General features: G+C 68.9%; 11 protein-coding genes. 10 read left to right on the plus strand and 1 reads right to left on the minus strand.

The features are described from left to right. Positions 1–228: 228 nt before the first annotated feature. The 9 genes from CP981_RS27160 (at position 229) to CP981_RS27200 (ending at position 10,802) form a co-directional block, all read left to right on the plus strand. The gene (locus tag CP981_RS27160; protein WP_085928273.1) at positions 229–876 is read left to right on the plus strand and encodes an AAA family ATPase; all 648 of its coding nucleotides are present in this window, start codon (positions 229–231) and stop codon (positions 874–876) included. 88 nt (positions 877–964) lie between these two features. Then, positions 965–1,771, plus strand: coding sequence for an enhanced serine sensitivity protein SseB (locus CP981_RS27165; protein ID WP_085928259.1), 807 nt, complete (start codon positions 965–967; stop codon positions 1,769–1,771). 110 nt (positions 1,772–1,881) lie between these two features. Then, positions 1,882–2,673, plus strand: coding sequence for an enhanced serine sensitivity protein SseB C-terminal domain-containing protein (locus CP981_RS27170; RefSeq protein ID WP_085928258.1), 792 nt, complete (start codon positions 1,882–1,884; stop codon positions 2,671–2,673). A 383-nt stretch (positions 2,674–3,056) separates the two neighbouring features. Further along, positions 3,057–4,055 carry an ABC transporter permease gene (locus CP981_RS27175; RefSeq protein WP_085928257.1) on the plus strand — a complete coding sequence of 333 codons (999 nt, stop codon included), beginning with the start codon at positions 3,057–3,059 and terminating at the stop codon, positions 4,053–4,055. A 126-nt stretch (positions 4,056–4,181) separates the two neighbouring features. Beyond that, positions 4,182–5,933 (plus strand): ABC transporter substrate-binding protein, encoded by a 1,752-nt coding sequence (locus tag CP981_RS27180; protein WP_085928256.1) that lies wholly within the window; start codon positions 4,182–4,184, stop codon positions 5,931–5,933. 78 nt (positions 5,934–6,011) lie between these two features. Continuing rightward, entirely contained in the window at positions 6,012–7,022 is a 1,011-nt protein-coding gene (locus CP981_RS27185) for an ABC transporter permease (protein WP_085928255.1), read from the plus strand. Beyond that, complete coding sequence (locus tag CP981_RS27190) at positions 7,019–8,170, plus strand: ABC transporter ATP-binding protein (protein ID WP_085928254.1); 1,152 nt, start codon at positions 7,019–7,021, stop codon at positions 8,168–8,170. Before CP981_RS27185 ends, CP981_RS27190 begins: the two co-directional genes overlap by 4 nt. Beyond that, complete coding sequence (locus tag CP981_RS27195; RefSeq protein WP_208852986.1) at positions 8,167–9,297, plus strand: ABC transporter ATP-binding protein; 1,131 nt, start codon at positions 8,167–8,169, stop codon at positions 9,295–9,297. Before CP981_RS27190 ends, CP981_RS27195 begins: the two co-directional genes overlap by 4 nt. Positions 9,298–9,395: 98 nt before the next feature. Further along, entirely contained in the window at positions 9,396–10,802 is a 1,407-nt protein-coding gene (locus CP981_RS27200) for a M1 family metallopeptidase (protein WP_085928253.1), read from the plus strand. A gap of 15 nt (positions 10,803–10,817) precedes the next feature. Here the strand turns inward: CP981_RS27200 and CP981_RS27205 are convergent, their stop codons facing one another. Further along, positions 10,818–11,453 (minus strand): trimeric intracellular cation channel family protein, encoded by a 636-nt coding sequence (locus tag CP981_RS27205; RefSeq protein ID WP_167536158.1) that lies wholly within the window; start codon positions 11,451–11,453, stop codon positions 10,818–10,820. Positions 11,454–11,549: 96 nt separating this feature from the next. Here CP981_RS27205 and CP981_RS27210 point away from each other — a divergent pair, with 96 nt between their 5' ends. Beyond that, positions 11,550–12,398, plus strand: coding sequence for a thioesterase family protein (locus tag CP981_RS27210; RefSeq protein WP_085928251.1), 849 nt, complete (start codon positions 11,550–11,552; stop codon positions 12,396–12,398). The last annotated feature ends 83 nt before the right edge of the window (positions 12,399–12,481 follow it).

The raw sequence follows: 12,481 nt of genomic DNA on the forward strand, positions 1-12,481 counted from the left end.
GGATCGCCGGATAAAGGAGCCCCCTCCGCCGCCCCGCCCACGACGTGGGCAGATCGGACAATCGCCTTGATGGGCATTACCTTTTCTTGACACTCTGCGGGTAGGGGACGGACTCGAACCGGACCAGAACGGGCGGGGAGGGCGATCACGGTGCACAGCGAAGCGGCATTCGGGGCGACTTCAGGGGTCGTGCCCCCGGACGTCGTGCCGACGGCGCCGTCCGCCGCCATGTCCCGCACCGGCCGTACGCGGCGGGCCGTCATCCGGCCCGGACGCCGCACCGCGGTCGTGGACCTGCGGGGCGAGCGGCGGCCGCCCGGCGCCACCGAGCTGCGGTTCCCGGCCGGCGACCTGGTGGTGGTCTCCGGGCTGCCGGGCAGCGGCAAGAGCACCCTGATGCACCGGGTCGTGCCGCCGCTGGACGGGCACGGCGCCGTCGTGCACCGCATCGATTCGCAGGACGTCCGTGAGCGCTGGGAGCACGGCAGGCTGCGCCGGCTGCCGTACGGGCTCTACCGCCCGCTGGTCCGGGCCGCCCACTACCTGACCCTGGGCCGTGCGCTGCGCTCCGGTGACAGCGTGGTGGTGCACGACTGCGGGACGCTGGCGTGGGTGCGCCGCTGGATCGCGCGCGCGGCGCGGCGCGGCGGCCGCGGGGCGCATCTGGTGCTACTCGATGTGGCGCCCGAGGTGGCGCTTTCCGGCCAGGAGTCACGGGGCCGCGGGGTGTCGGGGTACGCCTTCGCCCGGCACCGCGGGGCGGTGGGCCGGCTGGTCGGCGCCGCGGAATCGGCCCGGCTGCCCAAGGGCTTCTGCTCTGCCGCCCTCCTCGACCGGCGGTCGGCGAGAGCCCTGGAGACGGTCACCTTCCATTAGTCGCCGGGCACGCCCCCGCACGCCGCACCGCGCGCCGTCTCGTCTAGGGTCTTTGGCCAGATGGCGCGGTTTGGAACGGGTGGGACGAATGACATTTCCGGAGCAGGGGATACCGCAGCTGGCATGGCCGGCGAACGAGCTCGAAGAGGTGCTGTCCGCGTCGGTCGGACACCCGGGCGCCGGCGGCCGGATCGTCGAGGTCCTCGGCCGTAGCCGGCTGTGGGTGCCGCTGCCCGAAGGCGGCGGTCCGGAGAGCGCGGGTCCCGGCACCCGCGGCCTCGATCTGCCCACCGTGGAGCTCGACGGGGCGCACTACGTCCCGGTCTACAGCTCCGAGCAGGAGTTCCTGCGGGTGATCGGCTCGCATATGTCCTTCACCGTCGCCCCGGCCCGGGAGTTCGCCCGCGGGCTGCCGCCGCAGATCGGCATCGCGGTCAATCCCGACGGCACGGTCGGCGTCCCGCTGCCGCCGCCCGCGGTGGCCGAACTGTGCCGGGAGCGGCGGCCGGGACAGCCGGAGTTCGACGGGCTGCCGAGCGGCGGCCGGGTACGGCTCTTCGAGCCGGACTGGCAGGACGAGCCGGTGGACTTCCTGGCCTCGGCCGGGCTGGAGTTCTCCGGCGCCGGAATTGTCCTGAGTGCCCGGCGTGCCCTGGCAAGCGTCGAGGGCGACACGCCCGCGCTGTTCGTCGGTGTTCAGGTCGCGGCGGATGCCCTCGCGCTGCACGACGGCACCGCCCGCGAGACGGTACTCTCAGCCCTCGGACGTGCGCTCGGCGCAGTACCGCTGCCCTGGCCCGTACAACTCGTCATGCTCGACCTCGCCCAGGGCGACCCGGTCGCCGACTGGATGCTGGAGCGCGTGCGGCCCTTCTACAGTCGTGACCACTCGTAAGGGCTTGCCGATGGGCCAGGACCGGTCCTGGCCCATCGGCAAGCCCTAAGCTGGTTGGATGACAGGCGGGCGCACCCTCACGTGCCCTGCTGAGAGAAGGGACGGACCACGTGAGCGCGGGTGCGCATCAGGGGCCGGCGGCGGCCGGACAGCTGGAGCAGCTGCTTCAGCAGGTCTCGCCCGGCCGTTACGACGCCTATGAGGCGCTGCTGCACGCGCTCGCCGCGGGCCAGGTCTGGATGCTGCTCTGGCAGGGCCGGGCCGGTATGCCCGATGCGCAGTACGGAAACATGGAGGTCGAGGGCCTCGGCTATGCGCCGTGTGTGACCTCGGCGCCCGAGCTCGCCGCCTCCGGCTGGAACCGTGACCACGAGGTGGTCACCGGTCCCGAAATCGCCGCCGCGCTCTTCCCTGACCGCTGGGGCCTGTGGCTGAATCCGCATGCTCCCGGCGGCGGCGTCGGCATTCCCTGGCTGGATCTGCGTCGTATCGCCGGCGGCCTCGACCGGCTGCCCGCCGGGCCGCTGCGGATCTCGGAGCCGGTGATCGACATCCCGCAGTTCTACGCGCTGCTCGCCCAGAACGCGCACCGGACGCCCGCCGTCCGGTCGCTGCGCCGGGCCTGGGTGCAGCCCGCGCTGGGTGCCCCGTATCTGGCGATCGGTCTGGATCTGTACGACACCGGCCAACAAGCGGTGGATTCGGTGCGGTTGATGATCCAGCAGTCGATCGGTGCCGTTCCGGACGGTCTGCCCGTCTCCACGGTCGCGATGAACGACGAGTTCGACCCGGTCGGCATGTGGATGCGGGCCTCCACGCGCCCCTTCTTCGACCGTGACGGCTACGTCCAGCCGCAGGCTCCCGCGCCCTCGTACGGCTACGGCTACCCGCGTCCGTACTGACGCCCGGCGCGCCGCCCCGGCGCCGGGCTTGGGGGGAATTCGCCCCATGTGCCCCGCAGTTGAGCCCCTTTCTCACGGGTATACACACCGCTCAGCTCCCACTTTTGTCCGTATAACGGAATGCCGCGGATCACATCACAGTTACGCATCCTTTCCCCTTCAGGGCTGGTGACTGATCGCGAATCGGATGAAGACTCCGGCAGCAGAGGGCCATCGGTCCTTTGTACGAGCGTCATCCGAGAACGGCGTCGCGCACCTTTTGAATTTCCATAAAACGCGAACTTCCGCGATGCCTGCATGACTTGCACCAGTGATGTGAAGAAGGCCGCTACCGCGGCGGGGCATGGGCCGGCCACTGTCGGCCGAGAGGGGTCAAAGGCACCGTGACCGCACCGATCGAGACCACCGGAGCAGCTGCTGAGGCGCAGCCGGAAGCGGTGCTGAAAGGCGTGGAACAAAAGCGGATCGAGGGGCGTTCGCTCGGTCAGATCGCCTGGCTGCGCTTCCGGCGGGACAAGGTCGCGGTGGCCGGTGCCATCGTTGTCATCCTGCTCATCGCCGTAGCCGCGCTCTCCCGCCCGATCCAGTCGCTGCTGGGGCTGGACCCCAACAACCCCAACCAGTCGCTGATCGACCCCAACACCACGCTCCCCAAGGGCGACTTCGGCGGGATGAGCGGGGACCACCCGCTGGGCGTGGACCCGAAGTTCGGCCGCGATCTGCTCGCCCGGATCCTGGAGGGCTCCTGGGTGTCGCTGATCGTGGCGTTCGGCGCGACCCTGCTGTCGGTAGCCATCGGCACCGTCCTCGGGGTGGTCGCCGGCTTCTACCGCGGGCGGGTGGATGCCTTCATCAGCCGGATGATGGACGTCTTCCTGGCTTTCCCGCTGCTGCTGTTCGCCATCGCGATCTCCGCCTCGCTCCAGGGCGGCGCCTTCGGCCTGGAGGGTCTGCCGCTGCACATCTCGGTGCTGATCTTCGTGATCGGCTTCTTCAACTGGCCGTACATGGGGCGGATCGTGCGCGCGCAGACGCTGTCGCTGCGCGAGCGGGAGTTCGTGGACGCCGCCCGCGGCATGGGGGCACGCGGCCCGTTCATCCTCTTCCGGGAGCTGCTGCCCAACCTGGTGGGTCCGATCATCGTCTACTCGACGCTGCTGATCCCCTCCAACATCCTCTTCGAGGCGGCGCTGAGCTTCCTGGGCGTCGGTATCCAACCGCCCCAGGCGTCCTGGGGCGGCATGCTCAACCAGGCGGTCAAGTACTACGAGGTCGACCCTCAGTACATGATCGTCCCCGGCCTCGCGATCTTCGTCACCGTGCTGGCGTTCAACCTGCTCGGTGACGGTCTGAGGGACGCGCTGGATCCGCGCAGCCGCTGATGGCCGTGCCTGGCACCCGCTCAGAAGTCTCACCAGCGTTTTTCGCAGTTCTGTAGCTCTGACATACCGAGGTACCGACGTACCGACGTATGGACGTTTCTCGACGAACGAAGGGGACACCGACCAATGCGAAGGTCAGTTCCGGTCGCGGCTGTCGCGGCCATCACCAGTGCGGGCCTTTTGCTGGCCGGCTGTAGCGGGGGCAAGGGTTCCGCGGAGGGCTCGGGCGAGGCGAACGCCGCAACCAAGGGCATCGTCAACGCCTCGGACGCGAAGGGCGGCACGGTCACCTACGCGATCAGCGACGCCCCCGAGTCGTTCGACCCGGGCAACACGTACTACGCCTTCATCTACAACTTCAGCCGGCTCTACGCACGCCCGCTCACCACCTTCAAGCCGGGCCCCGGCCCCAAGGGCAACGAGCTGGTCCCGGACCTCGCCGAGTCGATGGGCAAGCCCAGCGACGGCGGCAAGACCTGGACGTACAAGATCCGCAAGGGCGTCAAGTACGACGACGGCTCCACGGTGACCTCGCAGGACGTCAAGTACGCCGTCGAGCGCAGCAACTTCGCGCGCGACACCCTCTCGCTGGGCCCGAACTACTTCCAGCAGTTCCTCAAGGACAACGACGGCGGCTACAAGGGTCCCTACAAGGACAAGAGCAAGGCCGGTCTGAAGTCCATCGAGACGCCGGACGAGCAGACGGTCGTCTTCCACCTGAAGAAGCCGTTCGCCGAGTTCGACTACCTGGTGAGCGCCCCGCAGACCGCTCCGGTCCCGCAGGCCAAGGACAAGGGCGCCGACTACACCAAGTCCGTGCTGTCCACCGGCTCGTACAAGTTCGAGAGCTACGAAGAGGGCAAGAAGCTCACCCTGGTCCGCAACCCGCAGTGGTCGGCGAAGACCGACCCGCTGCGCAAGCAGCTGCCGGACAAGATCGTCCTGAATCTGAAGGTCGCCCAGTCGACGATCGACAAGGACCTCAAGTCCGGTAACACCCTGGTGGACCTGGCCGGCCGCGGTGTCGACGGGCAGACCCAGGCGCAGCTCCTGACCGACCCCAAGGAGAAGGCCAACACCGACAACACGCTCGGTCAGCGGCTGGTCTACACGGCGCTCAACACCAAGGTGAAGCCGTTCGACAACATCGAGTGCCGTAAGGCCGTCGAGTACGCGATCGACAAGAAGGCCGTACAGACCTCGCTCGGCGGTCCGATACGCGGTGAGCTGGCCTCCACGGTCCTGCCGACCGACATCGACGGCTACCAGAAGTACGACCTGTACCCGCAGAAGTACGACGGCGACAAGCTGGATCTGGCCGAGGCCAAGAAGCACTGGGACAAGTGCGGCGCCGGCAAGACCACGACCACGATCCTGGCCCGCAACGACCGCCAGGACGAGGTCGACGCGGCCACCACGGTCATCGACTCGCTCAAGAAGATCGGTGTCACCGCCAAGATCCAGTCCTACCCGACCAGCAAGTACTTCTCGGACTACGCCGGTGTGCCGAAGTTCAACAAGAAGAACAACGTCGGTCTGATCATGATGCAGTGGGGCTCGGACTTCCCGACCGGCTACGGCTACCTCCAGCAGATCCTCAACGGCAAGGCGATCAGCCAGTCCGGTAACACCAACCTGTCGGAGCTGGACGACCCGGAGATCAACAAGCTGCTCGACAGCGCCATCGCCAACACCGACAAGGCGGCCCGCGAGAAGGCGTACGCCGAGATCGACAAGAAGACGATGGAGCAGGCGGCGATCGTTCCGCTCACCTACTTCAAGGTCCTGATGTACCGCTCGCCCAAGGCCACCAACCTGGTGTCCACCTCGGCCTTCAGCGGTCAGTACGACTACCTCAACATCGGCGTCAAGAAGTAGCAGCCCTGGAAGGCAGGTGAAGGCATTGGTGTCCGCGGGCCGGCTTCGGCCGGCCCGCGGCGCCGACGCCGCATCCCCGTGTTCTCGTACATCATCCGCAGGTTGATCAGCGCAGTGGTTCTGCTGCTGATCGTCAGCGCGGTCACCTTCGGCATCTTCTTCCTGCTGCCGAAGCTGGCCGGGCAGAGCACCGACCAGCTTGCCCAGCAGTACATCGGAAAGGCCCCCACGCCCGCGGACATCGCCGCGGTCAAGAAGAATCTCGGCCTGGACAAGCCCGTGTACGAGCAGTACTGGGACTTCCTCAAGGGCATTTTCGTCGGCGTCGACTACAAATTCGGTCCGGAAGCGGCCCAGTGCCATGTGCCGTGCTTCGGATACTCCTTCAAAACGCATATCGAGGTCTGGCCGGAGATCCAGTCCCGGCTCCCGGTGACCCTTTCGCTCGCCGCCGGTGCGGCCGTGCTGTGGGTCGTCTCCGGTGTCGCCACCGGTGTGCTCTCCGCGCTGCGCCCCGGCTCGCTCTTCGACCGGATGGCGATGGGTGTCGCGCTGGCCGGTGTCTCCCTCCCGATGTTCTTCACGGGAGCCCTGGCCCTGGCGCTGTTCACCTACCAGTGGCCGATCTTCGAACGCAGCGACTACATACCGCTGATGGAGGATCCGTTCCTCTGGGCCCGGACCCTGGTCCTGCCCTGGGTCACCCTGGCCTTCCTCTACTCCGCGCTCTACGCCCGGCTCACCAGGGCCGGGATGCTGGAGACGCTGAGCGAGGACTACATCCGTACCGCCCGCGCCAAGGGCCTGCGGGAGCGCAAGGTGGTCGTACGGCACGGTCTGCGGGCCGCGCTCACCCCGATCATCACGGTCTTCGGCATGGACCTGGGCCTGCTGCTCGGCGGTGCGCTGATCACCGAACAGGTCTTCTCGCTCAAGGGAGTCGGCGCCTTCGCCGTCGAGGCGATCAACGCCAACGACCTGCCGAACATCCTCGGCGTCACCTTGCTCGCCGCGTTCTTCATCGTCATGTGCAATCTGGTGGTGGACGTTCTGTACGCCGCCGTCGACCCGCGGGTGAGGCTCTCGTGACCGACTCCTCCGAGGACAAGACCGAGACCGCGGCGGCCGGGTCCGCCGCGGCCACCACCACCGGGAAGGCGCCGGCGCCGTTCCTCCAGGTGCGGGACCTCAAGGTGCACTTCCGCACCGACGACGGGCTGGTGAAGTCCGTCGACGGCCTGAACTTCAGCCTGGAGAAGGGCAAGACGCTCGGCATCGTCGGCGAGTCCGGCTCCGGCAAGTCCGTCACCTCGCTCGCCGTGATGGGCCTGCACCGCGCCTCGCGCCAGCAGCGCAGCAAGGTGGACATGTCCGGCGAGATCTGGCTGGACGGCAAGGAGCTGGTCTCCGCCGATCCGGACCAGGTGCGCCGGCTGCGTGGCCGCGAGATGGCGATGATCTTCCAGGATCCGCTGTCCGCGCTGCACCCCTTCTATTCGGTCGGCAGCCAGATCGTCGAGGCGTACCGCGTCCACAACGACGTGGACAAGAAGACCGCGCGCAAGCGGGCGATCGAGATGCTCGACCGGGTCGGCATCCCGCAGCCCGACAAGCGGGTCGACGATCATCCGCACCAGTTCTCCGGCGGTATGCGCCAGCGCGCCATGATCGCGATGGCGCTGGTGAACAACCCCGAGCTGCTGATCGCGGACGAGCCGACCACCGCACTGGACGTCACCGTCCAGGCGCAGATCCTGGACCTGATCCGCGATCTCCAGAAGGAGTTCGGCTCGGCGGTCATCATCATCACCCACGACCTCGGGGTGGTCGCCGAGCTCGCCGACGATCTGCTGGTGATGTACGGCGGACGGTGCGTCGAGCGTGGACCGGCCGAGAAGGTCTTCTACGAGCCCCAGCACCCCTACACCTGGGGTCTGCTCGGGTCCATGCCGCGTATCGACCGTGAGCAGACGGACCGGCTGATCCCGGTCAAGGGCTCGCCGCCCAGCCTGATCAACGTCCCGTCCGGCTGTGCCTTCAACCCCCGCTGCCCGTACGCGGATGTGCCCAAGGACAACCTCACCCGTACGGTCCGCCCCGAACTGCGCGAGGCCGGCAGTGGGGGCACCCCCGCCAATGGGGGCGTAGCCGACGGGGGAGGGCACTTCTCCGCCTGCCATATGTCGCAGGAGGAGCGGGAGCGTATCTGGACCGAAGAGATTGCGCCGAAGCTGTGACCGAGACGACTGACGACCAGAACAAGAAGATCCCGCTCCAGAAGGGGGCGGAGACCTCCGCCGACGCCTCCGCCGACGCCCCCTCCGCCGCCGAGCCCCTGCTCAGGGTCCGCGGTCTGGTCCGGCACTTCCCGATCACCAAGGGCCTGCTCAAGCGGCAGGTCGGCGCGGTGCAGGCGGTCGACGGCATCGACTTCGACGTACGGCCCGGGGAAACCCTCGGCGTCGTCGGCGAGTCCGGCTGCGGCAAGTCGACGATGGGCCGCCTGATCACCCGGCTCGACGAACCGACCGGCGGCTCCATCGAGTTCCAGGGCCAGGACATCACGCATCTGTCCCAGGGCCGGCTGCGGCCGATGCGCCGGGACGTGCAGATGATCTTCCAGGATCCGTACGGTTCGCTGAATCCGCGGCACACCATCGGCGGGATCGTCTCCACCCCCTTCCGCCTCCAGGGCGTCGAGCCCGAGGGCGGGGTGAAGAAGGAGGTGCAGCGGCTGCTGGAGCTGGTGGGCCTGAGCCCGGAGCACTACAACCGCTATCCGCACGAGTTCTCCGGCGGTCAGCGGCAGCGCATCGGCATCGCCCGGGCGCTGGCGCTCAAGCCCAAGCTGGTGGTCGCCGACGAGCCGGTCTCCGCGCTGGACGTGTCGATCCAGGCCCAGGTCGTCAACCTCATGGACGACCTCCAGGAGGAGCTGGGCCTGACGTACGTCATCATCGCCCACGACCTCTCGGTCATCCGGCATGTGTCGGACCGGATCGCGGTGATGTACCTCGGCAAGATCGTGGAACTGGCCGACCGCAAGGCGCTGTACGAGTCGCCGATGCACCCGTACACCAAGGCGCTGCTGTCCGCCGTCCCGGTGCCCGATCCCAAGCGGCGTACCCAGCGCGACCGGATCCTGCTCAAGGGCGATGTGCCGTCGCCGATCAACCCGCCGTCCGGCTGCCGGTTCCGTACCCGCTGCTGGAAGGCGACCGAGGTGTGCGCCACCACCGAGCCGCCGCTGGTCACGCTGCGAACCGGTCACCAGGTGGCCTGCCACCACCCCGAGAACGCACCCGACCCGGCGCCGGCCGCCGGGGCGTCCGGCGGGGCCGGTCAGGAGCCAACCGGTAAGTAACACCGAGGAATTGGCAAAGTCCCGGGCAAGACGGAGCGGGAGGGTGCAGAGTCGGCGCGATTGTTCCTCATTCGCCCGTGTGTCCGAAAGGACGGCTCATGGCACTCTCCCGTTCTGTGCGTCGCACCTCCCGCTGGCTCGCCCTGGCCACCGCCGTGGCCTCGGCCGCCTCCATCGCCGCCGCTCCCGGCGCCTCCCCCGGCGCCCCCGGCGTCGGTGATTCCTACTTCCCCCGCCTGGGCAACGGCGGCTTCGACGCCCTGCATTACGACCTCGGCGTCAGTTATCAGCCCAACAGCGGCCGGCTCGACGGCCGGACGACACTCACCGCCCGCGCCACCAAGAACCTCTCCGCCTTCGACCTCGATCTCCAGAAGCTGACGGTCGACAGCGTGCGGGTGAACGGCCGGCGGGCCCACTTCGCCAGATCCGGTGACGAGATAACCGTCCGCCCCGACTTCCCGCTGCGCCACGGCAGGAAGTTCACCGTCACCGTCGCCTACCACGGTGTCCCCAAGCCGCTGAGCGGCCCGATCGTCTTCGGCTCCGAGTACGGCTGGATGAAGACCAAGGACGGGGTCTTCGTCGGCTGCGAGCCGAACGCCGCCTCGACGTGGTTCCCCTCCAGCGACCACCCGGGCGACAAGGCGACCTACGACATCCGCATCGACGCCCCCAAGGGCCTGACCGGCGTCTCCAACGGGCGGCTCGTCGGCTCCGGGGAGCGGCACGGCCGGTCCTGGGCCCACTGGCGCGAGAAGCGCCCCATGGCGACCTACCTCGCCACCGCCACCATCGGGAAGTTCGACGTCCGTACGGGCACCACGCCCGGCGGCATCCCCATCTACGTCGCCACCGACCCCACGCTGCCCACCGGCAGGGTCGACGTCTACGGCCTCACCGCCGAGGCCACCGACTACTGGTCGACGGTCTTCGGCCCGTACCCCTTCGAGGAGACCGGCGCCATCGTCGACGACATGCCGCAGGCCGGCTTCTCCCTGGAGGTGCAGTCCAAGCCGGTCTACTCGGGCGTGCGCAGCGAGTCGACCATCGTCCACGAGCTGGCGCACCAGTGGTTCGGCGACTCGGTCTCGGTGAAGAAGTGGCAGAACATCTGGCTCAACGAGGGCTTCGCCACGTACGCGCAGTGGCTGTGGAGCGAGCACCGCGGCACCCGCAGCGCCCATGACGCCTTCCGTGCGGCGTACGCCGGCGCCCCGGCCGACAGCGCCTTCTGGAAGGTGAAGGTCGCCGATCCGCAGCGGGACACCATGTTCGCCGACGCGGTCTACGAACGCGGCGCGATGACGCTTCAGGTGCTGCGGGAGCGGATCGGCGACAAGGCGTTCTTCAAGCTGCTGCCGGCCTGGACCGCCCGCCACCGCTACGGCAACGCGGAGACCTCCCAGTTCATCGCGCTCGCCGAGAAGATCTCCGGGCAGCAGCTGGACGACCTCTTCGACACCTGGCTGAACACGGACAGCAAGCCGGCGCTGCCCGAGTAGGTCCGGGCCCCGCGGTCAGTCGGCGTCCGGCCGGCCGCCCCGGGGGCGCAGCTGCTGCGGCCGCGGCAGATGCAGCCCGAGGTAGACCGCACCCATCCGCAGTCCGAAGACCACCCCCGCCGAGATCCCGGCGGCGGGGGTGGCTCCGGTGCCGAGGTTGTACAGCAGCAGATAGCAGCAGGCGCCGGCCAGCGCGGCGATCGCGTAGACGTCCTCCCGCAGCAGCAGCGGCGGGAACTCCCCGCACAGCACATCGCGGATGACCTCACCGGCGACCCCGGTCAGCACCGCCAGGATGATCACTGCGAGCGGGGTGGCGCCCGCGTCGATCGCGGCGCGGGCCCCGATGACCGTGACCACGGACAGTCCGATCGCGTCGACCACCAGCAGCGACTTGTGCGGCAGCTGCCAGAACCGCAGATAGATCATGGTGCCGACGCCGACACAGATGATCACGGTGAGCAGTACCCAGTCGTGCGTCCAGTACAGCGGGCGCCGGTCGAGGATGAGATCGCGCAGCGTGCCGCCGGAGATGGACGCGGCGAAGGCGAGCACCAGCCCGCCGAAGGGGTCCATGTTGGCGCGATAGGCGGCCAGCACCCCGCTCGCCGCGAAGGCCGCGACACCCACCAGGTAGAGGACGTGAAGCATGGCGCACATCATCGCAGGCGCGGAACGAGTCGTTCCGCCCGAGGCGGTAAAAACTGACACTACCGGTCGGTAACCATCCCGTGTAGCGTGCAACCCATGGCTCTGGCGACCCACCGCACCAGCGAGTTCGACCGCGATACGGCGGTCACCCGCCGCGCACCCGGCGTCTATGACGCCCACCTCTCCGCCGGCTGGACGATCATCCAGGCGGTCAACGGCGGCTACCTCCTCGCCCTCATGGGCCGCGCCCTGGGTGACGCCCTCCCGCACCCCGACCCGATGTCGGTCACCGCGCACTACCTGACCGCCTCGGTCCCGGGCCCCGCGGTGATCCGCACCGAAGTGGTCCGCACCGGCCGCACGATGTCGACCGGCACCGCCACCCTCGTCCAGTTCGCGGAGGACGGCAGCGAGGTCGAGCGGCTGCGCGTGCTGGCCGCGTACGGCGACCTCGGCGCGCTGCCCGACGACGTCCGCACCACCGCCAAACCCCCGGCCATCCCGCCGTACGAGCACTGCCTGTGCACGGACAGCGCCCCCGACGGCCGTCCCGCGATCCCCGGCAGCACCGCCATCGCCGAGCGCCTCGCCCTCCGGCTGGACCCGGCGACCGCGGGCTGGGCCGTCGGCGCCCCCTCCGGCAAGGGCGAGATGCGCGCCTGGTTCGGCCTGGCCGACGGTCGCGAACCCGACCCGCTGTCCCTCCTGCTGACCGTCGACGCGCTGCCGCCCACCGCCTTCGAGATGGGCCTGTCCGGCTGGGTCCCCACCGTCGAACTGACCGCCCACATCCGCCGCCGCCCGGCCCCCGGCCCGCTGCGGGTCGCCATCACCACCCGCAACCTCGCCGGCGGCTTCCTGGAGGAGGACGCCGAGGTCTGGGATTCCGAGGACCGACTCGTCGCCCAGTCCCGGCAGTTGGCGCGCGCGGTGCTCCAGGACTAGCGGACCTATGCCGCTTCCGTACCTTTTCGCAGGTGGCTGCGGGTGCGGAAGCGGAAAAAGGGCAGGAAAGTGCGGGCGGTGGC

Origin of the sequence: Streptomyces platensis, from assembly GCF_008704855.1 — a bacterium.
Classification (GTDB): Bacteria; Actinomycetota; Actinomycetes; order Streptomycetales; family Streptomycetaceae; genus Streptomyces; species Streptomyces platensis.

Bases quoted from the DNA above. Each gene is read 5' to 3' on its own strand.
- CP981_RS27210 (WP_085928251.1), top strand. From the start codon at position 11,550: ATGGCTCTGGCGACCCACCGCACCAGCGAGTTCGACCGCGATACGGCG.
- CP981_RS27160 (WP_085928273.1), top strand. From the start codon at position 229: ATGTCCCGCACCGGCCGTACGCGGCGGGCCGTCATCCGGCCCGGACGC.
- CP981_RS27165 (WP_085928259.1), top strand. From the start codon at position 965: ATGACATTTCCGGAGCAGGGGATACCGCAGCTGGCATGGCCGGCGAAC.
- CP981_RS27205 (WP_167536158.1), bottom strand. From the start codon at position 11,453: ATGCTTCACGTCCTCTACCTGGTGGGTGTCGCGGCCTTCGCGGCGAGC.
- CP981_RS27180 (WP_085928256.1), top strand. From the start codon at position 4,182: ATGCGAAGGTCAGTTCCGGTCGCGGCTGTCGCGGCCATCACCAGTGCG.
- CP981_RS27200 (WP_085928253.1), top strand. From the start codon at position 9,396: ATGGCACTCTCCCGTTCTGTGCGTCGCACCTCCCGCTGGCTCGCCCTG.